Annotated in this window: 17 protein-coding genes, 1 tRNA gene and 1 rRNA gene; 7 read left to right on the plus strand and 12 right to left on the minus strand. The window is 42.7% G+C overall.

The genetic code is table 11. The annotated features are described in order from the left end of the window. Nucleotides 1-2 precede the first annotated feature (2 nt). The gene (locus tag RMX98_RS15885; RefSeq protein ID WP_322677479.1) at nt 3-953 is read right to left on the minus strand and encodes an L-lactate dehydrogenase; all 951 of its coding nucleotides are present in this window, start codon (nt 951-953) and stop codon (nt 3-5) included. A gap of 383 nt (nt 954-1,336) precedes the next feature. On the opposite strand from RMX98_RS15885, the gene RMX98_RS15890 reads away from it, so the two are divergent. Then, nucleotides 1,337-1,846 carry a GNAT family N-acetyltransferase gene (locus RMX98_RS15890; RefSeq protein WP_322677480.1) on the plus strand — a complete coding sequence of 170 codons (510 nt, stop codon included), beginning with the start codon at nt 1,337-1,339 and terminating at the stop codon, nt 1,844-1,846. Nucleotides 1,847-1,909: 63 nt separating this feature from the next. On the opposite strand, the gene RMX98_RS15895 is transcribed toward RMX98_RS15890, so the two are convergent. After that, complete coding sequence (locus RMX98_RS15895) at nt 1,910-3,217, minus strand: glutamate-5-semialdehyde dehydrogenase (RefSeq protein WP_322677481.1); 1,308 nt, start codon at nt 3,215-3,217, stop codon at nt 1,910-1,912. Nucleotides 3,218-3,624: 407 nt separating this feature from the next. On the opposite strand from RMX98_RS15895, the gene RMX98_RS15900 reads away from it, so the two are divergent. Then, entirely contained in the window at nt 3,625-5,613 is a 1,989-nt protein-coding gene (locus RMX98_RS15900) for a zinc metalloprotease HtpX (RefSeq protein ID WP_322677482.1), read from the plus strand. Nucleotides 5,614-5,859: 246 nt separating this feature from the next. On the opposite strand, the gene RMX98_RS15905 is transcribed toward RMX98_RS15900, so the two are convergent. Then, on the minus strand, nt 5,860-8,154 hold the full coding sequence (locus RMX98_RS15905) for an ATP-binding protein (RefSeq protein WP_322677483.1): 2,295 nt from the start codon (nt 8,152-8,154) through the stop codon (nt 5,860-5,862). A 476-nt stretch (nt 8,155-8,630) separates the two neighbouring features. Here RMX98_RS15905 and RMX98_RS15910 point away from each other — a divergent pair, with 476 nt between their 5' ends. Next, the gene (locus tag RMX98_RS15910) at nt 8,631-9,821 is read left to right on the plus strand and encodes a transporter substrate-binding domain-containing protein (protein ID WP_322677501.1); all 1,191 of its coding nucleotides are present in this window, start codon (nt 8,631-8,633) and stop codon (nt 9,819-9,821) included. A gap of 99 nt (nt 9,822-9,920) precedes the next feature. Here RMX98_RS15910 and mazG read toward each other — a convergent pair whose 3' ends face one another. Together mazG and RMX98_RS15920 are read right to left on the minus strand one after the other, a co-directional pair. Next, nucleotides 9,921-10,745 carry a nucleoside triphosphate pyrophosphohydrolase gene (gene mazG, locus RMX98_RS15915; protein ID WP_322677484.1) on the minus strand — a complete coding sequence of 275 codons (825 nt, stop codon included), beginning with the start codon at nt 10,743-10,745 and terminating at the stop codon, nt 9,921-9,923. Nucleotides 10,746-10,796: 51 nt separating this feature from the next. Beyond that, nucleotides 10,797-11,384 (minus strand): metal-binding protein, encoded by a 588-nt coding sequence (locus tag RMX98_RS15920; RefSeq protein WP_322677485.1) that lies wholly within the window; start codon nt 11,382-11,384, stop codon nt 10,797-10,799. Nucleotides 11,385-11,497: 113 nt separating this feature from the next. On the opposite strand from RMX98_RS15920, the gene RMX98_RS15925 reads away from it, so the two are divergent. Beyond that, nucleotides 11,498-11,570, plus strand: a tRNA-Val gene (locus RMX98_RS15925). A gap of 39 nt (nt 11,571-11,609) precedes the next feature. Here RMX98_RS15925 and RMX98_RS15930 read toward each other — a convergent pair. From RMX98_RS15930 to RMX98_RS15955, 6 genes are all read right to left on the minus strand, one after another. After that, a complete protein-coding gene (locus RMX98_RS15930; protein WP_322677486.1) occupies nt 11,610-12,050 on the minus strand; it encodes a PIN domain-containing protein in 441 nt (146 codons plus the stop codon). Next, nucleotides 12,050-12,265 (minus strand): hypothetical protein, encoded by a 216-nt coding sequence (locus RMX98_RS15935; RefSeq protein ID WP_322677487.1) that lies wholly within the window; start codon nt 12,263-12,265, stop codon nt 12,050-12,052. The genes RMX98_RS15930 and RMX98_RS15935 overlap by 1 nt, the downstream gene beginning before the upstream one ends. Nucleotides 12,266-12,384: 119 nt before the next feature. Next, the gene (locus RMX98_RS15940; protein WP_322677488.1) at nt 12,385-13,128 is read right to left on the minus strand and encodes an alpha/beta hydrolase; all 744 of its coding nucleotides are present in this window, start codon (nt 13,126-13,128) and stop codon (nt 12,385-12,387) included. A 280-nt stretch (nt 13,129-13,408) separates the two neighbouring features. Further along, a complete protein-coding gene (locus RMX98_RS15945; protein WP_322677489.1) occupies nt 13,409-14,023 on the minus strand; it encodes a hypothetical protein in 615 nt (204 codons plus the stop codon). Between the two features lie 397 nt (nt 14,024-14,420). Further along, nucleotides 14,421-19,634, minus strand: coding sequence for a ribosome assembly protein 4 (locus tag RMX98_RS15950; RefSeq protein WP_409881516.1), 5,214 nt, complete (start codon nt 19,632-19,634; stop codon nt 14,421-14,423). A gap of 204 nt (nt 19,635-19,838) precedes the next feature. Beyond that, nucleotides 19,839-21,188, minus strand: coding sequence for a P-loop NTPase fold protein (locus RMX98_RS15955; RefSeq protein ID WP_409881517.1), 1,350 nt, complete (start codon nt 21,186-21,188; stop codon nt 19,839-19,841). 285 nt (nt 21,189-21,473) lie between these two features. Between RMX98_RS15955 and leuC the strand changes: the two genes are divergently transcribed. Together leuC and leuD are read left to right on the plus strand one after the other, a co-directional pair. Beyond that, nucleotides 21,474-22,877 carry a 3-isopropylmalate dehydratase large subunit gene (leuC, locus tag RMX98_RS15960; protein ID WP_409881518.1) on the plus strand — a complete coding sequence of 468 codons (1,404 nt, stop codon included), beginning with the start codon at nt 21,474-21,476 and terminating at the stop codon, nt 22,875-22,877. Between the two features lie 150 nt (nt 22,878-23,027). Beyond that, nucleotides 23,028-23,636, plus strand: a complete 609-nt coding sequence (gene leuD / locus RMX98_RS15965) for a 3-isopropylmalate dehydratase small subunit (RefSeq protein WP_409881519.1) — start codon at nt 23,028-23,030, stop codon at nt 23,634-23,636. Between the two features lie 273 nt (nt 23,637-23,909). On the opposite strand, the gene glyQ is transcribed toward leuD, so the two are convergent. Continuing rightward, nucleotides 23,910-24,809 carry a glycine--tRNA ligase subunit alpha gene (glyQ, locus tag RMX98_RS15970; protein ID WP_409881521.1) on the minus strand — a complete coding sequence of 300 codons (900 nt, stop codon included), beginning with the start codon at nt 24,807-24,809 and terminating at the stop codon, nt 23,910-23,912. Between the two features lie 315 nt (nt 24,810-25,124). On the opposite strand from glyQ, the gene RMX98_RS15975 reads away from it, so the two are divergent. Next, nucleotides 25,125-25,200 (plus strand): 16S ribosomal RNA (locus tag RMX98_RS15975); the annotation flags it as partial.

Here is a 25,200-nt window from a genome sequence, read left to right on the forward strand (position 1 = left end):
TTTTAATTATCCAAAGAATTGTAGGCTTCATTCAGTTTGGTGGCTGACTCTTCTAATAAGCGTTGTTCATGAGCATTTCTTGGTAACACCAGTTGGCGCTCAATACCTTGGGAACTAATGATACATGGAAGTCCAAGAACAACTTCACTACCAACTCTATAGTTAGAATCTGCTCTGGCCGATACTGGAAATATCTGCTTTTCATCTCGCAGGATGGTCTCAACTAACTGACAAACTACTATTGATATGCCATAGCTAGTATTTCCTTTACGTTCAGAAATGTTATAACCTCGCTTACGAGTTAACTCTGCGTACTCTTGCTGAATTTCTTCCAGCGTTGCTCCTTGTGGTATGGGAAATTCAGCTAACGGAATTCCCCCAATAAATGCACTAGACCAAACGACAAACTCACTGTCTCCATGCTCTCCAATCACATAAACACGAACATCTTGTTTACTAACGTTCAGTCGCTTACCAAGTTGATATCTCAGTCTAGCAGTATCAAGAACAGTTCCTGAACCGAAAATTAGGTTTTCTGCTCTAGTGGAACTGGCGATCGCAATCCGTGTTAGTACATCCACTGGATTGCTAACGATAAGTACGATTGAATTCGGTGCAACTCGATCCAATTCTTTCATCGTCGAACGCACGATCTCTGCATTATCGTTCAATATATCTAATCGGCTTTGTCCTTCTTTTTGCCGCACCCCAACAGTCACGACAATGATATCAGAATCAGCTAAATCTTCATACTGATTTGACGCTATAATTTCCATGTCTTTAAGTAAAGGAATGGTGTCTTCAATATCCCATGCTTGCCCCTCAGCTTTTGATAAAGTTCGGTCAAAAAGAACAACTGTTACACATTTACCAAGTAGCACTAAATCATTTGCTATATTTGCACCCACATTACCCGCACCAATAATACCGACCTTAGATATTTTGCTACTCATGCCAAATCTATTTTTTTGTAACTGACCCGATAGCTTAATGTTAACTCCGAACTAACCCTTTCGAGTCAAGATTATTGAAGCGATCGCTTCATCTCAAAGATTTAATATGTTGATGCAAGACAGAATTAATGAGTGTTTTGTCTTCGACACCCTGGAATTGAAACCAAGCTATGATTTTGGAGCAATCTGAATGAATTTCTGTGCTTGAGTTCCTGGCAATATCAACATTGCCTTCTCAAAAAACTCATCGTTTAATAATGGAATATTCAGAATAATCAACGTCGTCATCTGACATCGATTTCAATGCTTCCCAATTAGGATATGAGATATTGTTTAAATCGTTGGCGCTCATTATATTTTAGTTTCAGTATCGTAAATGCTTTATGAAAATTGAAGTGGTAAAAGCTACTCAACAACAGAAGTCAGTACTGTGTAATTTAATGGAACTATACCAGTATGATTTGAGTGAGATAGAAGTTAAAGATGTAGATGACTGCGGCTTATTTGGCTATGGATATCTTGATTACTATTGGACACAACCTGAGCGACATCCTTTTTTAGTCAAAGTTGATGATAAACTGGCAGGGTTTGTACTTGTTAATCAGCACACTTATGTTCATCAAGAAAACAATGCTATGTCTATTGCTGAGTTCTTTATCCTTAAAAGGTATCGAAATCAAGGTATTGGTGAACAGGTAGCTACTCAAATTTTCAACCAGTTTCCTGGTAGTTGGGAAGTACGGCAGACTGCTTTGAACTTAAGCGCACAAACCTTTTGGACTAAGGTAATTAGTCAATATACTAATGGAGCCTTTGACGAGGTTTTCTTAAATGATGACCGATGGCATGGCCCAATTAAAACTTTTAACAACTCAGAGAAACTATTAACCTAAAAAATACACCGGATAAATCAGTGTATTTCTAGCGTTATTCAAACCCATACTTTTGAGTATAGTTTACCCCAAATCATGATGAGTAAAAGCTTTAGCATTCGCTCCGGTGTAAGTAGCTACAATATGACCATCGCCAGTCATTTGATATTTGTATGTCACCAATCCTTCTAAACCAACGGGGCCGCGGGGAGGCATTTGTTGCGTACTAATCCCTACTTCTGCGCCAAAACCATAGCGGAAGCCATCAGCAAATCGGGTAGAACAATTGTGGAATATATTCGCTGAATTTACTAGTCCAAAGAAAGTTTCCACAGATGCTGAATCTTCAGAGATAATCGCGTCAGTATGGCGAGAACCATATTCGTTAATATGAGCGATCGCATCTTCTATAGAGTCTACAATCTTGATCGATAAAATAAAATCGCTGTATTCTGTTTCCCAATCTATCTCTGTTGCAGGTACGATGTTAGGTAAAATTTGCAAGGTGCGTTGATCGCCTCTTAATTCTACATGGCGTTCTTCCAAAGCCTCAGCAACTTTCGGTAAAAATTCTCTAGCAATTGATTGGTGAACCAGCAAAGTTTCAATTGCATTACAAACAGCAGGATATTGTGCTTTAGCATCGACGGTAATCGGAACTGCTTTAGAAATATCGGCAGCTTTATCTATATAAAGATGACAAATTCCGTCGGCGTGACCTAGTACCGGAATACGAGTATTTTCCTGCACAAATCTGACAAAGGAATTAGAACCTCTAGGAATAATTAAATCTACATATTTATCTAATTTCAAAAGTTCTAGAGTTTCTTCTCTAGTTGTAAGCAACTGTACCGCATCTGGATTAACAGCAGTTTGCGATAATCCTTGCTTAATAGCTTTAACTATCGTTTCACAAGAACGCACCGCTTCCTTTCCGCATTTAAGGATTACACCATTTCCCGATTTGATTGCTAAAGAAACAATTTGAATCGCTGCTTCTGGACGTGCTTCAAAAATAATCCCCAAAACACCTAAAGGACAAGTAATCCGTTTGAGAATTAAACCAGTGTCAAGTTCGCGGTGAATCTGCACTTTACCAATTGGATCGGCTAGCTTACCAACATCTCGTACCCCAGCGATCGCATCTCTTAATTTATGTTCATCCAACTGCAAGCGCTTATAAAGTGGTTGGGGAATTCCTTCGGCAGTAGCAGCTTTACAATCAGCAACATTTGCTTGTAAAATTTCATCTCTGGCTGATTCTAAAGCTTGGGCGATCGCCACAATCGCTTGATTTTTTGCCTCAGTGGAGAGAATCGCTAGCTTACTTGCAGCTTGGCGAGTTTGTCCGGCGATCGCAATTAGGGGAGAAGCAATATCAAAAATAGTCATAGTACAAATCTTTACTTTTTCCTCATCTTATCAATCTCAGGTTATGTTCATCATTCGTCTTCCTCCAATCGGGTGAACCATTTGGGTAATCAATAATTACTCTGACTGGGTGAAGCAAGACTGGGTTGAAAACATTTATTCTCTATATATCAACACATACAAAGAGGTACTAAGTTTACCGCAGCAAAAATATTCTAAGTATTATTACAGTTTTTATTTGAAAGTCTTAAATATGATTTATGCGTTCCCCAGGCTAGAGAGACATCGTAATGTATGTTTCTCTAGTCTTTTACTTAAGTAGATATTTTATACTGTAATTAATTAAATTTTTACGAAATTGCAGTGACGATCGCTGGATCTATTGAGTATTGATAGATCAAATACCACTCCTTTAGTAGGGAGATCCTATGTCATTGCAATCTGCATTAGATGCTTTAAACCAAAAACGTTATCAAGAAGCGGTTGAATTACTCGAACAATTCTGCCGCGATTGCGCTGAACACAATTCCTCAGATTATCTTTCAGCACAGATGTGGCTGATGAAAGCTTATCAAGCCACAGGCGAAACCGAAAAAGCCAAGGTCTTGTGTCAAAAGCTAATGATGAGTGAAAATCCCCAGGTTCGCAGTTGGGCAGAACAAGCCAGTCAATCCTTCCGCCAAACGTCACCTAAAGCTAGCCAAAAAGCTGGTCGCGCCGTTACCACTGGGATGAAATTAGCAATGGGGGGAGTGGGTGGTAGTTTGGCGTTAGCTTCTGGTGTCACCATGACCTTGCTGTTTGGCATGGTGTTGGCTTTAGGTTTGAGCTTAGTTTTTATTTTGGGTAGCGACAATCCACTCCAAGGATTAGCGATCGCTATTGGTATTACTCTAGTTTTTAATATTGCCGCCTTTTTCATATCTCCATTCATCATGGACTTAACCCAAGGCTGGCTTTACCAAACTCGCTGGGTAGAGTTGGCAGAAGTTGAAACCCTCAGTCCAGAGACAGCTAAAGTTATTCGCCAAGTTTGTCAGCAAAAAAATCTAAAAACGCCGCGTTTGGGAATTATTAACGACCAAAACCCCACAGCTTTTACTTATGGTTCATTGCCGAACAGCGCCCGTCTAGTCGTCAGTCAAGGACTTTTCACATACCTTGATGACGACGAAATTGCTACTGTTTATGCCCACGAATTGGGGCACATCGTCCACTGGGACTTTGCAGTGATGACAGTAGCTTCTACCTTAGTGCAAATTTGTTACTTGATTTACAGCACAGCCAGAAGATTTGGGCGCGGTGGTGGTGATAGCAAAATTAAAGATGCGATGCAAACTGCTGCCTTAGTTGCTTACGTGTTTTATGTCATCGGTACTTATCTAGTGCTGTACCTCTCCCGCACACGAGAATATTTTGCTGACCACTTTGCAGCCGAAAGTACGGGTAATCCCAATGGATTGTCTCGTGCTTTAGTGAAGATTGCCTACGGAATTTTAGAAGAAGGTTCGCGCACACAAGAACCCAGCCGTTTAATTGAAGGAACTCGCGCCTTGGGTATCTATGACCATAAAGCCGCCGCTTCCACAGGAACCGCCTACCGCATTGCATCAGATACCCAAAAAATTGGTCGCGTCTTTCTGTGGGATATGTTTAACCCTTGGGGCTGGTGGATGGAGTTAAATTCCACTCACCCCTTGACAGGTAAGCGAGTTCGTGCATTGAGTAACTATGCCGAACAATTGGGTTTACCGACTGAGTTTGATATGGGGCGAGTTATTGGAGAAGGAAAAACTCTTAATAAAAGTAGACTTTACGGCAACTTCTTTTTAGATGTTGTATTGTACGGTGCTGAAACAATTGGTTTCTTCGCTGGCTTAGTAATGGGTGTGATTTTGTTGTCAAGTTCGCAAAACACAGGTTTAGTATTGGGTGCGCCACTAATTGGCTTAGGAATCGGAATTTTCGTCAAAGCTTTGGTGATGTTTCCCGACTACAAGCAAGCACCGGAAACCGATATTCTCACTCTGATGTCAGACCCTTATGCCAGTCCGTTGCGTGGACAACCCGCAAAACTTGAAGGTCAACTTATTGGTCGTGGCGACGCTGGTTATAAATTTGGTTCCGATTTAAAAATTCAAGATCGTAGCGGAATGCTTTATCTGCATTATGCCTCACGCTTTGGCCCCATCGGCAATTTCCTGTTTGGGATGAAGCGAGTCCAAAGCTTGATAGGTGAACAAGTTGGGGCTGTGGGTTGGTTCCGTCGAGGTGTTGCGCCTTGGATGGATTTAATTCAACTCCAGAGCGAAAATGGCACTATTGTCAACAGTTACCATCGCTTTTGGTCATTCATCCTGGGCGGTGGATCGATTATCCTGGGAGTGGTCTTGATTATGTTTTTGAGCCGCAGCTAGCAAAGTTTCTAGGCTGCTGTGAAAGCATTTCTCAGTCCATCCAAGCTTTAATTTGTCAGGAGGTAGTTAGTAGCTGCCTCTTTTTTTATTGAAGGGGGCAGGGGGCAGGGGGCAGCACTTCTCTACGAGAGGCTTCGCCAACGGCTACGCTCAGTGACCAGGGGCAGGAGGCAGGGGGCAGGACAATACGGCGATGCCTACGGCTGGCTACGCCTACGCATTTATTACTAGGAGCTTACTTATGCATTAAACTTGTTTACTGCTTTTGGTAAGGTTCGCTACCACTCTCACCAACTCTTCTGGCTCAATTGGCTTGGATACATGAACTTGGAATCCAGCTTGCAGAGCGAGGCTTCGCTCTTCATCTCTAGCAAAAGCCGTTAGTGCTACAGCTGGAATTTTCTCCTTTTGCTCTGTTTCCTGCATCCGCACTTGGCGAATCAGAGAATAACCATCCTCATCTGGCATTCCGATATCACTGACTATAACATCTGGTTTTAATCGTACTAGCGTTTCCAAGGCTTCACTTACTGAGCTAACGGCTGTCACCTGCGCTCCCGACTGTTTAAGAATAAAAGTAACTAACTCACGCGTATCGGCATTGTCATCTACAACAAGTATTTGCAAGCTGTCGAGTACCGAGAGCCTATCGACTTTTAATCCACTCTCTTTAATTAACTGCTCAGGTTGCGGTTCTACTAGAGGTAACAGCACTGTAAATGTTGCTCCTTTTCCTTCCCCTTCGCTAACTGCATAGACTGTACCTGAGTGCATTTCTACTAAGTGGTATACAATTGCTAGCCCCAACCCCAAACCACTATCTGTTCTAGTAGTTGTACTATCAGCTTGACGGAAGCGCTCAAAGATATAAGGTAGAAAGTCAGGACTAATTCCCTTACCTGTGTCAGAGACAGTTATCTTAGCATTTGAGTTTACCTGTTCTAGATGTACTTCAACTCGCCCTCCGCTAGGTGTGAATTTGACTGCATTAGAGAGCAAATTCCAAACTACCTGTTGGAGGCGTTCTGCATCACCCATAACCTGACTTACAGAGGAGTCAATATTAGACTCAACTTGAATATTTTTAATTTCAGAGGTGGGATATATAGCTTCAATAGCCGCCTGAATTACAGGCACAAGCTCAACTTTAGCGATATTTAGACGGATTTTACCTTGTACAATCCGTGAGATATCTAAGATATCTTCAATCAGTTTCCTTTGAAGTTTGGCATTCCGCTCGATTATCTCCAATGCATTAGAAGTAGTGACTTCGTTCAATTTTCGATTACGTATTAATTGAACCCAACCCAGCATAGAATTGAGAGGTGTACGAAGTTCGTGAGAAACGATCGCTAAAAACTCTTCTTTCATGCGGTTAGCTTCTTGGGCTTGGCGATAAAGATGGGCATTATCAATAGCAAACGCTGCCCGTTGAGCAAGTTCTTCAGCCATTTTTAGGTCTACAGTAGTGTAATAGCGTCCAGGTTGTGCAGACGCAAATAGAATTGTCCCCAGCTTGCGTTCACGTACTAACAGTGGCACTACTATCTGAGACTTAATTTGGAGTTGGCGCAGCAGATTCAGATGTTCTTCGTTCGATGACTTTCTCTGTAAAGAAGACTCAAGAATGTTAATTAATAATTCCGGCTTACCAGTCCGTAAAACTTTTGGTGGGCCATAATCAGCATCAACAGGAATTGGATAGCGTTGTTGGAGTTTTCGTATCAGTGCTTCCTTCGTTGGTTCAGATGCAGCGATGACTGGGTTACTGAAGAGAGGCAAATTATTTTCAACGACATCCACAATACACCAATCAGCCAGGGTAGGCACTGCTAATTGTGCGACGCTTTTTAGGGTAGTACGGTAATCCAAAGAAGATACCAATACACGACTTGCTTCAGCCAAAAAATGAGAGCGTTTCTCTGCCGCTTCGGCTGCAATTCGGGCAGCTTGCTCATTAACAAATAACTCCTGGCGCTGCAACTCTAAATGCCTACGGTGGCTAATGTCACGCATGAGCCATCGTAGAGCAACTGGCTGACCTTTTTCGTTACGAACGGTAACTACTGTCAAAGCTACATCAAAACAGATTTTTTTTCGTGGTTGTAAACACACTTCCCATTCTCCACCCTGATCGAGCTGCTGCAACTGAATCAGGTAATTAAAAAAAGTTTGATGATCTGGCTTGGCAATGAAAGTCAGGAGCGGTTTGCCAATCAGAAATCGTTGTGGAACATTGATTTGTATGCTAGCAGCACGATTAACTTCTAGGATAATGCCGAATGTATCAGTTACCAAGTAACCATCAGGCGCAAAATCAAATAATTCTTGGTAGCGCTGACGTTCCTTCTCTACTATGATTCGTGTTGCTTGTAGTTCCTCGGAGGCAATTTTTAGCTCTTCCAAAGTAATTTGAAGTTCTTCAAAAGCTTCTGATGTTAGCTCTTGTGCTAAATACGGATGAGTTGGAGTATTTTGCAATAATCTTGTCACCCGTGAGCGCAATTTGTCTACTTTTTGACTAAAATCGTCTAGATTCATATTGCTCACTTTGCAAAAACTAAAAATCACACTTTAGAGAAAGCATCAAGTAAATACGAAAAAGTATACATTAAAAGCTAATTTCAGAACTACTGCTCACAAAATAGAAGTTTGCTTTTTCAACGCAAGTTCTACAAGTGAATTAGACGCAATTATAGTTGTCCTAACCTCTGACTCAGATCGTAAAACAAAAAATTTATCAAGAAATCCATCTCAGGTCTTGTAGAGCAACAAATATGATAGGTAGATTTAAGCAAATTTCAAGGAAAGCGAGGTAAACAAACTTGCATTTGTTACCAAATATAAAGCGTGTTTTACTCTTGAATTCTGAATTCTGCTGTAAGTCTCCCTAACCCCTAAGTATCTCCATCTCTCCTAAAGTTGAAAAAAATCGGTTTTAGGAGGGTGATGAACGTGATATTTGATATAGGGTGGGCATGATAAATAGATTATGCACACACCCGAAGAAAATTCTGATGATAAATGCGATCGCTAGTAGATTTCGTCAACTTATGGCTCGGAAAAAAAGCCCAATTGGCAGATATGACCAAAAAAACAAAAACAAGCGTTCTTTAGCACTATATACCTGCATAGGATTAGTAACTGGAATTCTGGCATTGTTGTTAATAGCGTCTCCAGGAGTGACCCAAAAACCGGAACCTCAACAACCTTTATTAGTAGCTACACGAGTTATACCACCTTTTGTGCTATCAAACAAAGGCGAGTTATCAGGATTCAGTATCGATCTCTGGCGCAAAATCGCTAACCAAATAGGTGTAAAGTCTAAATTCATAGAGTATTCTACAGTGCCGCAAGTGCTTTCGGCTATTAAGGAAAGTAAAGCCAACTTGGGGATTTCAGCCATCTCGATTACAGCCGAACGCGAGCAGAATTTTGATTTTTCATTACCTATTTTTGCTGGAGGGCTGCAAATTATGGTAAGAAACGCAGAAAGCAACAGCAGTGCCTTCCCAAATATTTTGCAATTGTTTTTCTCTGCTAGCCTTTTGCAAGTAATAGGCGTTGCCCTAGTGCTAATTGTCCTAGCAGCCCATATTATTTGGTTATCTGAGCGTCATCACAAAGATGGGATGATTCCTAAATCATACTTTCCTGGCATTTTCAAAGCCTGTTGGTGGGCAGCTGCCACCTTAGCAACCCAAGCTGATGAAATGCCCAAAGGAGTACTGGGACGTTTAGTAGGTATTATCTGGATGTTTATCGGAGTACTTTTTGTCGCCTACTTTACAGCCAGCGCGACTACCTCGTTGACAGTACAACAGCTTCAGGGCGATATCAGGGGTATAGACGATTTACCTGGCAAAGTAGTGGCTACAACTGCGGGTAGTACAGCCGCCGCATACCTGCGAGAACATAAGATTTCAGTATTAGAAGTTACTAAGATTGAGCAAGCTTACAATGCTTTGCAAACAAAAAAAGCTGATGCCGTAGTATTTGATGCACCTGTACTCCTCTTCTATGCTGCTAATGAAGGCAAAGGGAAAGTACAGATTGTTGGCAGTATCTTGCGTGAAGAAAGCTACGGTATCATTCTGCCCAATAACAGTCCCTACCGCAAACCAATTAATCAGGCTTTGCTAAGTCTCAAAGAAAATGGCACTTATCAATCGTTATATGATAAGTGGTTCGATGCTGAAAAATCTTGAAGTGGGGAGCAGGGGAGCAGGGGAGCAGGGGAGAAGTTGCAGTAAGTCTTTCCCCTCTGCCCCTCTGCCTCTTTTGCCCAATACCCAATGCCCCACTCCCTACTCCCCACTCCCTTCTTTCGCCAGTTGAGCTTTTGCCTGTTGCCACAAGTTTTCTAATTCATTCAAACTGTAATCAGAAAGGGGACGGTCAACAACCGCCTCCATTTTTTCTAATCGCTGGACAAAGCGCTGATTTGTGCCTTGCAAAGCGGTGCTGGGGTCAAGATTATGCCAACGCGCTAGCTGAATAACTGCAAATAGTAAATCGCCTAATTCTGCTTCTTGCCGTTCGGGTGTTTCCTCAGCTAAAGCTTGCTCAAACTCTCGTAACTCCTCATGAAACTTATCCCAGACACCCTGAATATTTTCCCATTCAAACCCGATCGCCGCAGCCTTTTGAGAAATCTTCATCGCCGCCGTCAGTGGGGGAAGAGTACGCCCATAACGAGCGAGTTTAGCACTAAATTTTTGGGCATCTGGAGATGCTTCACCCTTTTCCGCAGCTTTGATTTGTTCCCAATTTTGCCGCACCTCATCCACACTTACCACCGACACATCCCCAAACACATGGGGATGACGGCGAATCAACTTTTGGGAAATCCCTTGAGCGATTTCCTTGAGAGAAAATTGCCCAGATTCACTAGCGATTTGGGCTTGCAATACCACCTGTAATAATAAATCGCCTAACTCCTCTGCGATCGCACTCTTATCCCCACTCTTAATCGCATCCACCACCTCATAAGCTTCCTCAATCACATAAGGTGTGAGCGTTTCAGGAGTTTGAGCCAAATCCCAAGGACAACCACCATCAGGCTCACGCAACTTCGCCACCACCTCAATCAACTCTTGCAACGCCGCCAAAGTCTCATCTTGCTTTTCCATACCTCTGCGTACCTCTGCGCTTCCCTTAGCGTTACTTTGCGTTTAAAAAAATTATTTCTTCACTCTCGCCCGACGACTACCACCCCTCACTTTCCGCTTCTTAATTTTGCCACTAGGAAACAACCCCCGAACCCCCTGCTTTCTAAACCGTTTATAAGCCGATCCGCCCCAATCGCTGAGAGAATGACTCATCGCACCGAGTTCCAAGCCCAAAAACAGGGCGATATATTCAGTATCGTATTGCACGAGCGATCGCCCCACAGTTTGTCCCAAATCCTGCCAACTAAAACTTAGATTCCACAACCTTTCAGCGATCGCCAAAAGAAAAATAGCCACAATAGCCAGCAAACACCCCAGATAAAGTATCCGCAAAATCGTACCAATAATCGGCCCGTGGGATAAAAAAGAACGATGCCGGAGACTTTTTTGATAAGGTAGCCAAATCCAGCGCAAGAAACCCCAGCGTTGGAATTGCACAGAGTAAATATCCAAATCGGGGCCAAACATCAGCCCACCAAAGAGAAACCCGCCTGCAACCAACAAAGTCGCATTGCTACTGCGAGTCTGCCAGAAAGTAACGCCCGCCACGAACGGCAGAGCATACATAGTAATGCGATCGTGCGTCCGACCAGAGGGCATCCTAAATCCTGAGTTAACTCAATACTGAGTCAGTATAAGAGAAAAAAAGATTTTCTTAAAACTACTAGCGCAACGCGAAATCTTTTGCTATATTAGTTAAGAATTAGTCAAACGGGCGGTTAGCTCAGTTGGTAGAGCGCCTGCCTTACAAGCAGGATGTCATCAGTTCGAGTCTGGTACTGCCCATTAATTAAATTAAGGCTAGAGGCAGCTTAGATGCGGTTTCTAGCCTTTTTTAAATGGATTCACAATCTCTAACTGACCAGCGACTACTAACCCATCTTGCATATCTTCAGAATAGAGAATATTTGCTCTTGCCGATAGCGCACAACAAATAATCAGACTATCCCAAAAAGAAAAATTATATTGACTGCGGATATCCGATGCAGATTCAAAAATAGTCAGATTGAACTCTACTACAGGGCAACGACTATAAAGCGACTGAATCACAGCTTTAATTTGTCCTTCGTTAAAGGCTGCTTTTTTGAGCAAATTGGCAGCAACCTCATTCACAACCTGTGTACTAATGATGATTCCTTCAGCTTCTGTAATTGCAATAGCAATATTACGCTTTCTTGTTCTTTCTGTAACTTCCATCTTGTTATCGTCAAATAAACGATAAAGCCAAACATTTGTATCAATAAAAGATGTACCAGAACTCATCATTATCGGTTATAAATTTCCTCACGGCTGAATACACCATCCACTTGAACAGGATTTTCTGTTAATTCATCAATTATGTCTCTTTTTTTAGATGATTTTTTAGTCACCAAAACGATTACTTTAATATCATCTCCTTCACCAAGTTCTTGTTTATACTCATCAGGAATCTGAATTAAACCATTTTGAATCTTTGCTTGAAACTCAACTGCATTTAACATCTTTAACCTCTCTTATATCTATGGGGTTTCATCTATTATGAGCGATGCCTACGGTGGGCTGCGCTAACGCACCATTCAGATATGCCACTTGGGCAAAAGATTTTAAATTGCTCAAACAATTAATCACTAGTTAATATTGAGGCGAGAAGTTCAGGACGAGACAGGTGTGGGCAATGTCCAGCAGGTAGCTCGATAGCATCGACTCCTAAGCGCTTTTGTGCAGCGTAGCGTGACCATGTAGGAGACAATATTCGGTCATTGCTACAAACAATATATTTACGTTGAACATTTGGCAAAGCTTTTAGAGGATTCGTTTCAAAAATATATGCCATAGATTGTTGCGAACGACTTTTCGAAATTGCCCACTGTGTTACATCTGGTTGACAATCATGAAAGAAAAACTCCCTTAATACTGCTTCGTCTGAATAATCTTTGCCTACGGAAGCGGGTTCATACATATCAGGTTCATCGTGGAACTGTTCGAGTTTACTTGACTCTTTTGGCTGGTAATTAAATGATTTGAGCGTATCAGAATCAAGACGATGAGAAAATTGATCGAGTGTACTGATTCCGGGATAAGGTATCAGCGCAGCCACAAACACTAGTTGACGCACTTTTACTGCTTCAGCAACCAGAGGAATTATAGTACCAGCCATTGAGTGACCGACTAGGACAATATCATCATCAGTTTTTGGCAGTGCTTGAATTACTACATCTGCAAATTGGGACAAAGTAGCAGATGCATTTTCAATTGGCAAATCCATTGCTACAGTTTTGTGACCCTGTGCTTCTAAATAAGGAATGAGCAAATCCCAACACCAAGTGGCTTGGAAAGCACCGTGAACTAGACAATATAGACTCATAAAGCAATCCTAAATCATTTGTGAAAATTGTATATCTCTTTCTTCTTTTTTCCCTTTGCGCCAAAGCCAGTACTTTGCGGTAGCCTGCGGCAAGCCGCTTTGCGTCTACGTTTTCTTTTCTATATTTTTCATGAATCAAATAGGACTGCTATAGAATTCTTATATACAGCAAATTTCAAGTTAGTGAAGTACACAAGCTAAGTTCCAAAGACAGATATAAAGCCTGTTTTACTTCTGAATTCTGACTCCTGAATTCTGAATTCTGAATTCTGCTGTGTATTTAAACAACAGTTAAAACAGGTTGAAAAGGTTGCAACAAAATACCCAAAATTTTATCAACTTCTTTAATATAGTACTCAGTCAAATCTATATAAACAGTTGTCCCTTCTAAAAATAAGAACTTCCAGTTAGTTCCACTAGTAACCGAGCCGTAAATTCGCCTAACTTCATTGCCTTGATTTTGATTGAATAGTTGGGCTGCAATCATTGCCGCTACACATTGACCCAAACCGCCGATAATATCTTCTTTTTTCGCTTCAAAAATAAACATTACTGGAGCAGAAATAAATAATTGTTCCTGTGAATTGCTGATTATATAATCGCAAAAGCCTTGTAAGCCTAGAGTTGCATCAATATTAAATTCATTTCCAGAGAACAGTGAGATTTTATTATTTAATAATCGTCTGACTTCTGCGAGGATTGGGGCAATTAAAAACTCTGATCTGGCTTTTTCGGTTGAAATTGCAGTTGCTAAAGGAATGTAATCGATTAAAATCGTTCTCAGCGTTTCTGATGGTGTAACAGGTTTGGTATCAGCAAATAAATTCCGAGTTTCATCGAGTGTTAAGCCAAAACTCTTTTTCACCTTAGCGAGACTAAAATCGCTGTATGCCATCCTTTTACCTTGTGATTATCTATTTTATCTATATATATTGATGCAACTCAATCTTAGCCCTATTGAATGGGAGCGATCGCACTTACAAATCCAGAGCGAATGGAATTTATGGCTATACGGGCAAAGTCCGCAAAAACGGACTGAGAAAAAACTGAGGGTTTGAAACCCAGGGAGGTCGGTTTTATTTGTATAGACGCAGTTTATAATCGCCCTTTTGAGTACTTATGCAAAAATATTTATGTCATCAATACGGTTCGGATAAACATTTTTCATTTTCCTTGTGGTCTGGGGAAAGGGTAAAGGGTAAAGGATGTATTCAAAACCTTTCCCCTTTTCCCTTTCCCCTTTAACCGAACCCTATTGTTTATGTCATTACGTTCGCAATGACAAATGCGTATCACTGATTGCGTAGCTTTTCAAGCTCTGCATCTGTAAACGGATTCTTCCCCGCTCGTAAATCTTTCACCCAGCGCTGCCGTTGTGCTTTACTATCTTTATCTCCAGGCTGGGCGATGTATGCTTCAAAGTCCTCAATTGCTCCTTGATAGTTGCCTGTTAGCGCCCTAGCCAAGCCACGACTATCACGAATGTCGCCATCTTCAGGTGCAAGTGCAATGGCTTTTTCACAGGCTGGTAATACATCAGCAGCTTGTTTTTGCAGACTACCGTCCCAGCATAGTGTATTCCAAGAATCAGCAGGAACTTCGGCTTTTGGATCGAGCTTGAGGGCTTCGGTATAAGCCGCTAGCGCTTCCTTAAACTTTTTCTCTTGTAAGCGGCTGTTCCCTTCATCAACTAAGTGTTCAACCTTACCTTGATTCGCCAACTCTTTCGCTCTCGCCTGCGAATCAAACTTTAATTTATTATCCCACTGCTGTGCTTTGTTGAACTTTGCAACAGCGCCATTAATATCATCATTTCGCGCTAACTTCTCACCTTGGATGACTAACGTTGTCGCCCCCAACATCAAGCGAGATGGAGTTTGGCATGATTGCAACTCTTCTAACGCTTCTGGATGGGCAATCAGGTAATTATTCAACAAGTTGCAACCACTGTGTAATAAATTATCAAAATCCAAATCCCATAAAATTACGGTCTTGTCATCACTGCCAGAAGCCAGTGTCTTGCCATCGGGGCTGAAGCCGACGCTAAAGACCGGACTGCTATGCCCAGTCAGGGTTTTGATCGCTTTGCCTGTGCTGACATCCCAGAGTTTGATGGTGTTGTCATTACTGCCAGAAGCCAGTGTCTTGCCATCGGGGCTGAAACGAACGCTAAAGACCGTACTGCTATGCCCAGTCAGGGTTTTGATCGCTTTGCCTGTGCTGACATCCCAGAGTTTGATTGTGTTGTCAAAACTACCAGAAGCCAGTGTCTTGCCATCGGGGCTGAAGCCGACGCTAATGACCGAACCGCTATGTCCAGTCAGGGTTTTGAGCGCTTTGCCTGTGCTGACATCCCAGAGTTTGATGGTGTTGTCAAAACTACCAGAAGCCAGTGTCTTGCCATCGGGGCTGAATCCGACGCTAATGACTGTACTGCTATGCCCAGTCAGGGTTTTGATCGCTTTGCCTGTGCTGACATCCCAGAGTTTGATGGTGATGTCACCACTGCCAGAAGCCAGTGTCTTGCCATCGGGGCTGAATCCGACACCCCAGACCGTACTGCTATGCCCAGTCAGGGTTTTGATCGCTTTGCCTGTGCTGACATCCCAGAGTTTGATTGTGTTGTCAAAACTACCAGAAGCCAGTGTCTTGCCATCGGGGCTGAAGCCGACGCTAATGACCGAACCGCTATGCCCAGTCAGGGTTTTGATCGCTTTGCCTGTGCTGACATCCCAGAGTTTGATCGTCTTGTCATTACTGCCAGAAGCCAGTGTCTTGCCATCGGGGCTGAATCCGACGCTAATGACTGTACTGCTATGCCCTTCTAAGGTATTTACCTCGATCGCACGGTTTTCTTTCTTTTCATTTGGCTTTAAGTAAACCGCTTGCTGTAAAGTTAACACAGCGTGCATTAGAGTATTGCTTTCGTGCTGTGCCCAAAGTGTATGCTTGAGTTTGCTACTTGCCCTTAAAGCTGTTATTAAAGCATCTGGGTATTGTTCAGAGACAGCAAAGGCTTCAGAAGAATTATTGATGGCGTTAATTTGACTAACATTTGCCTCTACTGCCCACTGGAATGTTGCTGCTGCTAAAACAGCAAATCCTAAACCTGCGCTTATGGAACCAAAAAGGGCGCGTTTGAGAACACGATTAAGTTTCGCTTCACTTTGTTTTCTTTGTTCTCGTTCTTTTTCCAGTTGAGCCATTACCTGCTTTAACTTCGGTTCCTGTTGCTGGCGGATAAAAGCAGCGATGTAGTCATGTACCAGTTGATAACGATCGCCGGGGTTTTCTGGTAGCAAAACCACTAAGCCGGATTGAACAAAAATTTCTAACACTAAATCTAATTTACTGATTTCAGAAGCTTGTTCCGCCCTAGCTTCCGATCCCCCCGCCTGCGGCGACCCCCTTAAAAAGGGGGTTAAAGAAATTAAGCCCCCCTTCTTAAGGGGGGTTGGGGGGATCTCCGAGAAATACGGCATCAAATCGCGTTCCAACTCAGCACGAGTTTTTAACGGGCGAGTTCCTTTTTCATCGGTGAGTAAATACAGTAATACTTCTGCGGCTTCTTGATTTTCTTCACCGCAATCATTAACAACTTCATTTAAATAACGCTTAACCAATTCGTCCTTAGTGCCGCGTTGCTGATATTCTACCAGAGTTGTAATGTTCTCCGTTTGCAGTTGCGCCCCCACAACCTGTAACTCAATGGGACGAACTTCACCCAATTCCCCGGCTAAATCCTGCACCAGTTGATCAACTAAAGCCAGTTCTAAGCGAAAACTAGTATTTTCAGTTAAACGCTGAATAATTGACTTGGTATCAGCAGGTGAGAAGTTCCCCAACTTGTAAAGCACATTATTACTGAGTATGTCATTGCCAATAATCTTGAGACTGGGCAAATCATTGCACTCCAGCAAGTAATAGATGTAATCTACCCGCAGCGATAAGATAACTTTCACTGATAGAACATTTAGACACTCTCCCAGAAACTCAAAGAATTGCTTTCTTTGTGCAGGTTCGGTGTAAACAAAGAAAAATTCCTCAAATTGATCGAAAATTAGGACTGTGCGAAGATTGCGCTGTTCGTTTTCTTTGAGTCTGCATATCAAATATTGCGTAGTTCCGAGTTCTGAGGCTCGACGTTGACCTTCTGAGGGTGAAAGTTGACCTTCTGAAGGTGGAAGTTGACCTTCTGAGGCTCGACGTTGACCTTCTGAGGGTGAAAGTTGACCTTCTGAGGCTCGACATTGACCTTCTGAGGGTGAAAGTTGACCTTCTGAGGGTGAAAGTTGACCTTCTGAAGGTGGAAGTTGACCTTCTGAAGGTGGAAGTTGACCTTCTGAAGGTGGAAGTTGACCTTCTGAGGGTGAACTTCCAAGTTCAAAGGTCGAAACTTGAAGTTCTAACTCCCCCTCATACCCTTCTCCCCTGCCCCCGGTCACTGAGCGTTGGTCATTGAATCTCGACTCACTTCGACGCCGCTCAGTGCAAGTCGCTCGATTTCCGCGTTGGTCACTGAGCGACTTGCCTTGAGCGAAGTCGAAAGGAGCCGAAGTGCTGCCCCCTGCCCCCTGCCCCCGGTCACTGAGCGTAGCCGAAGTGCTGCCCTCATCCCCCTCATTTCCCAAAAGCCTCCCCAATTCTTCCGCCCAGTTAGTATAAACCCGCATTACCACCGGCATATAATCTTGAACACCGATCGCTTTATTCTTTAAAGCTGGCACTAGTCCCGCATTCACCAGAGAACTTTTGCCTACGCCCGATTGCCCATGAATTACTATCAACTTATAATCAGGGCGACCCATGCGTTCGATTAAACGTTCTACATCCAACAGGCGACCAGATGCAGCAATTTCTGGGGCAATATTTCCTTGAGGAGAGTTTGAGCGCAATGTCTCGACAAATGCCTGCTTTGTAGCTTCTAACCTACCCGCACCAATAAAAGCCCGCAAGCCAAATTGTTGTTCAATAGAACGCTGTTGCTGTTTGATGTTGTATGCTTTGAGATATTCTTTCCGCTCAAAATAAAGCAGCTGCAAAAACCTGAGAATATCCAAGTAAAGCCTGACATCTTCTAGGGGATTACCTACATCTCTCGCAGTTTCTAAGCTGAGAGTTGCCTGTTGAATTTGACCTAAATGGTATTGAGAACGACCTAAAACCAACTGATATAAACTCAAATCTTTTGATTTGAAATCTCTTTTGGAAATCTCAGATACAACCCCTGATATACTCGCTGATTCCACATTGGGAATTGCAGCAAAAACTTTCAAAGCTTGCTGAACAAGCTGATTTGCTTCAACCCAATTTTTTTTAGCCAAAGCCACCTCAGCTAAAAAACCGTAATCTTTGGCTAATTCCCTTAGCTGGTTGTTAGTTTGATGTACTACTAAAGCTTTTTCTGCAAGACTCTGCAAAGTTTCCCACTTTTGCAAGTCTCGCAAGATATCACCGAACTTAACTACTGCATTAGCAATTAAATCTCCCTGATAATATGGAAAACCTCTCTCCAAACCTCTCTCCTTGCAGGAGAGAGGCTTTGAATTCTCGCCATTCCCTAGTAGAAAAGGGGGTTGGGGAGTTAGGTTTCGCGTTAAGTTTTCCAGATTAGGTGAAAAGTCAGTTAAATCTGGAGTTCGTAACTGGTTAATAAAATTTATATACTCTTGAAGATAATGCCAAGCTGCTTGCCAATCGGGGTGATTGATATCTTGATGTTTAAAAGCTTTGAGATAATAACAAAAACTTATTTCACCGAGGATTTTTATCTGACGTTCTAAATTATTACTTTGCTGCCATAGCTCAAAAGCTTTGTGATAATACTGTAGCGCCAAATCTTTTTGATTATTTATCTGTTTGATAAAACCTAATAAAGATTCTAAATTAGCTTGAATTTCTAAATTATAAATATCTGGCTGATTGAGTAAATATCTTTGCGCCGCTTCTAACTCCTTTTCCAGCTTGTTATATATATCTACGCTAAATTTTGAGTTATTACCAAACCAATAATTAGCCGTTTCGGTGACAAAATATACTAATTCTTGTGTTGATATATCAAAATTTCTTGTAGTTGCCCAACTTTCCAAATCTGGCGCAAGCTGTATTAGTTGCTTATAGATTTCATCGTCAATCCACAACACTAAGGGAAAAGCAAAATTCTTGCGAAACTCTTCCCGCACCTGATTTGCAGAAGTTAACATCACAGATAAATTCTGCACTGATTCCAAACCCACAACCATTACACAGGCTGGGATCTTTTCGCCGAATTCTTCCTGAATCGCAGTATAAAGAGTCCTGTTTGATTGCTGCACCGCCAAGACACAAATTTCAACTTGACAAATTTCCTGCAATCTGGAGATTAAGCGATCGCGCAGGCTGACATAATTACATCGTGCCAAAATCAGCTTAAACTGTCCCACAGAGGACTCGATTGCCCAAGCTAATTGTGCTATAGAGCGATCGTTGTTTACATGGTCATCTTTTGGTGGTTGCTGTGGACTCATAGAGCTAATATGCTTTTCAGGTGCGGATTTTTACCATCTATTTTGACGTTGGGTTAACATATCCCGCCTTGCACTTAAGTGCAAGGCTAATAGCTGAAGTCCACTGAAGTGGACTGGAAGTAATTATTAGTCCTCTTAAGAGGACTTTAGCTATTAGCCTGGGATTTTAATCCCTGGCGGGTGAGTGGGTAAGGGAAAGAGACTTCACTGTAGTTCTCTCGCCTCAGCCAAAACCGGATTAACATCAAACCAAGACTGGCCACCATCGCGATATTCAAAGACAAAGCGACTGCGGATCAGTTTTTGATATCCGTTGTCATCGCTTACCTTTTTCCTTTCCTTGACATGACGTAACAATTGCCACTCGTCCTCAGAAATCGGTAACATGATTTCATTCCGGCGAGAACGAATAACTTGCTCTAAGGTTTCAGCTGTTAGGGGAAGACTCATTTCTTCCATAATCCAGGTATTCAGCAGCCTCAGCACGTCCCGCACATGACCACCGCTTATTTTACATAAACGCTCTAGGCTAGCAGCACTATCAAAAATCTCAGTAACTTTACTTAAACGATCCTCTGGTTTCATGTCAGGAAAAGCTCTAGCTAGTACCATTTGCTGCATGAGTGACATTCCCTGCGGATGAACGCTGCCATCAGACCATTGGATAGGAACCATTGGTAACACCTTGGGGTCTTCTGGGAAACGCTGAGTCAGCATTCCGTAATCGTTGGAAAACTTCAAAGACAAAGGCATGGTGTAGATGAGATGACAATTCAGCTTCGTCAAAAACTCACCTTGATCGACAAATAAATATTCTTGCTGCGGACGACCCCAAGGTTTGGCACGATTATCTATGCGGTCAAGATTATCGACAATTACCACCAGACCATTTTTACCTTGCTGTTTGAGTTTAGCGATCGCAGGTTCCAATAATTCTTGATTAATCGCCTCCAGCAACTTAGTTTTTTGCGGTGCTAAATACTGATTGAGTTTTTCTCGCAGCGTTGGGTCATTTTTCATCTTCGCGGTGATTTCACCAATGCCCATAGACAGAGAAAACTTATCTTTATCTGCCGATAAACCGACATCCCCCACCACCGGAAGCTTAACTTTTCCCGCCGTCACCTCGGAGTTTAAGACCTTCCAAGCACCTTGCAACAATTCATTAAACTTGTTGGGTGACTCCAGAGTAATTTTATCCAGACTTTGACTCACCCGCCGAGCGATCGCTAGCAGCACATCAGCAATATCGACATCGGTCATTTCCAAGTCGTCACTGGACTCAAAATAAACCACATGGAAACCTAACTTTTCCAGTTCTGCCTGTAACCGTAATAGTTCTGTCGATTTTCCACAACCAATATGCCCAGTAAATAAAGTGCAAGTGGGTTCATTCGGCTTAAAAAAAGTAATCTTTTGCTTCAGCTTGCCAAGAATATCACCACCTCGTACCGAGGAAAAATCTATATAATACTTGCCATCAGAGCTATTGTTCACAAACAGAGTTCTGCTGGGATCGCTAGCCTGATAAAATTCCCGTAAATCTATGGGCATAATCTGGTAGTGCAATAATCTGGTATTGTCTTAACATATCCTTGTTCAAAAGGATAAAGTTATTTACATCTTTGCATCTCGATATTTCGGATTTGCTGCCTCAAAAGCGATATTTTCTCCCTTCCTCTGCGTTCTCTGCGCCTCTGCGGTTCGTTAAAAAAAATAAAACCACAGAGGCACAGAAAAATAAGAGTGCAAAGATGTAACTAATATGAAGGGTATAGAAAAACCTGGACTTTTTTTTGATACTATTTAAGACCGGACTCCTTAAATATTGATTGACGTATGAGCAAAGGTACCCTGTTTGATAAAGTTTGGGACTTACACACCGTCGGTACACTTCCCTCAGGGCTGACGCAACTATTTATCGGGCTTCACCTAATTCATGAAGTCACCAGTCCCCAAGCCTTTGCTATGTTACGCGAGAGAAGTCTAAAAGTACTGTTTCCAGAGCGTACTGTCGCCACAGTCGATCATATTGTGCCGACAGAAAACCAGGCGCGTCCCTTTGTAGATAGCTTGGCAGAGGAAATGATTCAGGCGCTGGAAAAGAACTGTCAAGAAAATAACATAACTTTTTACAATATTGGTTCTGGTAGTCAAGGTATAGTTCATGTGATTGCTCCCGAACTTGGGCTGACTCAACCAGGAATGACGATCGCTTGTGGAGATAGCCACACATCCAGTCATGGGGCATTTGGTGCGATCGCATTTGGTATCGGTACTAGCCAAGTCCGGGATGTTCTCGCTTCCCAAACCCTCGCCCTCTCGAAACTGAAAGTCCGCAGAATCGAAGTTAACGGCACTCTCAACCCTGGTGTTTACGCCAAAGATGTCATTTTGCATATCATCCGCACCCTTGGTGTGAAAGGTGGCGTGGGCTATGCTTACGAATTTGCAGGTACGACATTCGAGCAAATGAATATGGAAGAGAGGATGACTGTCTGCAATATGGCGATCGAAGGCGGTGCTAGATGCGGCTATGTCAATCCTGATCGTGTCACCTACGATTACCTCAAAGGCAGAGATTTTGCACCCATTGATGCAGATTGGGATAAAGCAGTAGCTTGGTGGGATTCCATCAAGAGTGATGCAGATGCCCAATATGATGATGTAGTAGTATTTGACGCTGCGGAAATTCCTCCTACCGTTACCTGGGGGATTACTCCCGGTCAAGGTATCGGTGTCCACCAGTCAGTACCTCAACCAGAAGAACTGCTAGAAGAAGACCGATTCATTGCCGAAGAAGCTTACCGCTACATGGACTTATATCCCGGTCAACCGATCAAGGGCACTAAAATAGATGTCTGCTTTATTGGTAGTTGCACCAACGGCAGAATTAGTGATTTGCGAGAAGCAGCGAAAATCGCCAAAGGTCGCCATGTTGCAGAAGGAATCAAAGCCTTCGTTGTCCCCGGTTCTGAACGGGTGAAAGAAGAGGCAGAAGCTGAAGGACTAGATAAAATCTTTCAAGAAGCTGGATTTGAGTGGCGCGAACCAGGATGTTCCATGTGCCTAGCGATGAACCCGGATAAACTACAAGGAAGACAAATCAGCGCCTCCTCCTCCAACCGCAACTTTAAAGGCAGACAAGGTTCCTCCTCCGGTCGGACATTATTAATGAGTCCGGCGATGGTCGCCACTGCTGCGATTAAAGGTGAAGTCTCTGATGTGCGCGAATTCTTGTAATTTTTAGAGGGGCATTGGGAATGGGGAAAGGGAAAGGGGTAAGGGGGAAAGGTTAAATTTATCCCTTTACCCTTTACCCTTTAACCTTTAACCTTTTCCCCTGCCCCTCACCTCCCCCAGTCCCCAATCCCCAATCCCTTTGTCAAGTATATGGTGAGCGAAGTTAAAACAGTTTCAGGGCGCGGTATACCCTTAGTAGGCAATGATATAGATACCGATCGCATCATTCCCGCGCGATATTTGAAAGCCGTTACCTTTGATGGCTTAGGCGAAGGCGCATTTATCGACGACCGGACAGCACTCAAAGGCGAACATCCCTTTGATCAACCCCAATACAAAGGCGCGAATATTTTAATAGTCAACCGTAACTTTGGCTGTGGTTCATCACGAGAACATGCACCCCAAGCGATCGCAAAATGGGGAATCCAAGCTTTAATCGGTGAAAGCTTCGCCGAAATCTTTTTCGGTAACTGTGTGGCAATGGGCATACCTTGTGTGACAGCCGATGCTGTTACTGTTAAACAACTGCAAGATTTAGTCGCTGCCAATCCCCAAGCCGCCGTGACAGTGAATCTGGAAATCTTGCAAGTGCAAATTGATGATTACACTGCCCCAATTGCGATCGGTGAAGGTACAAGAAGCACATTTATTTCTGGAACTTGGGACGCTTGCGGTCAGTTGGTGGCGAATGCTGACCAAGTTCGGGTAACGGCTGCAAAATTACCCTACGTGGGTTGGAGCAATTTAGCTGCAAGTTAGGATTCCCTTGTTCCCTGCTTTTCAAGCAGGGAATGAGAAAATGCCAAGAATTTTATAACCATTCCATAAAAACATCAAAACCTTATAGGCGGTAAAGGTAATGATATTCTGACAGGTGGTGGTGCTAGCGATCGCTTCGTGTTCAACTCAGGCGCTTGGTTTAATAGTGCCGATCTAGCTGTAAATAAAATTACTGACTTGATCGCCACTTATGACATGACAAAATATGCAATTGTTTTTAGTAAACTTAGTTTGTGCACTAGCCCGCACCCTTTAGGATGTTCCCTTTGCTGTTGAGTTAATAGAATGTTTAAGCAAGGGAAAACCTAACTTGTGCCTTTGGTCAACATATAAATGAGCCACGTTCTTAGCGAGATGGCGAATTCTGGCAATATAGCGAGTTCTCTCCGTCACAGAAATCAGACCTCTAGCATCGAGCAGATTGAACGTGTGAGAACACTTCATCACATAATCCAAGCTAGGTAAAACCAATCCACGCAGAGTCAATTGGCTAGCTTCCTGCTCATATAAATTAAATAGTGTCAAAAGCAACTCAGGATTAGACGCTTCAAAATTGTAAGTACACTGCTCAATCTCACTTTGCAGAAAAACATCACCATAAGTAATATTGTCAGTCCACTGAATCTTAGTAAATGCTTCGACTTGCTGGAGATACATTGTCAGCCGTTCTAACCCGTAAGTAATCTCAATCGACACCGGACGGCAATCAATACCCCCACACTGTTGGAAATAGGTAAATTGAGTAACTTCCATCCCATCTAACCAGACTTCCCAACCAGTACCCCAAGCACCCACCGTCGCATCTTCCCAATTATCCTCTACAAACCGAATATCATGATCTTCAGGACAAATACCCAAACTCCTCAAAGAATCAAGATAAATCTCCTGGATATTATCTGGTGAAGGCTTAATCAGAACTTGGTACTGATAATAGTGTTGGAAGCGGTTGGGATTTTCGCCATAGCGCCCATCCGTAGGGCGACGACACGGTTCAACATAGGCAACAGCCCAAGGTTCCGGTCCCAATGCTCTTAAAAAAGTCTGGGGATTCTTAGTACCAGCCCCCTTCTCAATATCGTAAGGCTGGGCGATCAGACAACCGCGTTCGCCCCAGAAATGATGCAATAAACTGATTACCGACTGAAAATTCACGCTAGCTTCATCCTTAGTCAACACAGTGCATAAACCATTGTTGCCTAGAACCAGGCACTGTGGACAGTTTCAGGAGACGCAGAAACAGTTCCAAATAATTTTGGAAAAAATAGTTGACACATGAAGATAGGTTCGTTATATTGAATAAGTGCTTGAAGCGGAGCGCGAAAGAGCGACGCTTGAAAGACACCGAACCTTGAAAATATTATAGTTTGAAAGCGATTATACAGCAAGTGAATTGCGTCAAGCAAATAAAAAAGAACTAAGCTGAAGTTAAAAAAGAGCAGCTAAATGAGCTATAGAGCTTTCCATATCAAAACGGAGAGTTTGATCCTGGCTCAGGATGAACGCTGGCGGTATGCTTAACACATGCAAGTCGAACGGAATCTTC

The organism is Nostoc sp. DedQUE02, assembly GCF_034531035.1.
Classification (GTDB): Bacteria; Cyanobacteriota; Cyanobacteriia; order Cyanobacteriales; family Nostocaceae; genus Nostoc.

Coding starts and splice junctions, on each gene's coding strand:
- leuD (WP_409881519.1), top strand. CDS start 23,028: ATGGTGAGCGAAGTTAAAACAGTTTCAGGGCGCGGTATACCCTTAGTA.
- RMX98_RS15955 (WP_409881517.1), bottom strand. CDS start 21,188: ATGCCCATAGATTTACGGGAATTTTATCAGGCTAGCGATCCCAGCAGA.
- RMX98_RS15900 (WP_322677482.1), top strand. CDS start 3,625: ATGTCATTGCAATCTGCATTAGATGCTTTAAACCAAAAACGTTATCAA.
- RMX98_RS15950 (WP_409881516.1), bottom strand. CDS start 19,634: ATGAGTCCACAGCAACCACCAAAAGATGACCATGTAAACAACGATCGC.
- RMX98_RS15885 (WP_322677479.1), bottom strand. CDS start 953: ATGAGTAGCAAAATATCTAAGGTCGGTATTATTGGTGCGGGTAATGTG.
- RMX98_RS15940 (WP_322677488.1), bottom strand. CDS start 13,128: ATGAGTCTATATTGTCTAGTTCACGGTGCTTTCCAAGCCACTTGGTGT.
- RMX98_RS15895 (WP_322677481.1), bottom strand. CDS start 3,217: ATGACTATTTTTGATATTGCTTCTCCCCTAATTGCGATCGCCGGACAA.
- RMX98_RS15905 (WP_322677483.1), bottom strand. CDS start 8,154: ATGAATCTAGACGATTTTAGTCAAAAAGTAGACAAATTGCGCTCACGG.
- leuC (WP_409881518.1), top strand. CDS start 21,474: ATGAGCAAAGGTACCCTGTTTGATAAAGTTTGGGACTTACACACCGTC.
- RMX98_RS15945 (WP_322677489.1), bottom strand. CDS start 14,023: ATGGCATACAGCGATTTTAGTCTCGCTAAGGTGAAAAAGAGTTTTGGC.
- RMX98_RS15910 (WP_322677501.1), top strand. CDS start 8,631: ATGATAAATGCGATCGCTAGTAGATTTCGTCAACTTATGGCTCGGAAA.
- mazG (WP_322677484.1), bottom strand. CDS start 10,745: ATGGAAAAGCAAGATGAGACTTTGGCGGCGTTGCAAGAGTTGATTGAG.
- RMX98_RS15920 (WP_322677485.1), bottom strand. CDS start 11,384: ATGCCCTCTGGTCGGACGCACGATCGCATTACTATGTATGCTCTGCCG.
- RMX98_RS15935 (WP_322677487.1), bottom strand. CDS start 12,265: ATGTTAAATGCAGTTGAGTTTCAAGCAAAGATTCAAAATGGTTTAATT.
- RMX98_RS15890 (WP_322677480.1), top strand. CDS start 1,337: ATGAAAATTGAAGTGGTAAAAGCTACTCAACAACAGAAGTCAGTACTG.
- RMX98_RS15930 (WP_322677486.1), bottom strand. CDS start 12,050: ATGATGAGTTCTGGTACATCTTTTATTGATACAAATGTTTGGCTTTAT.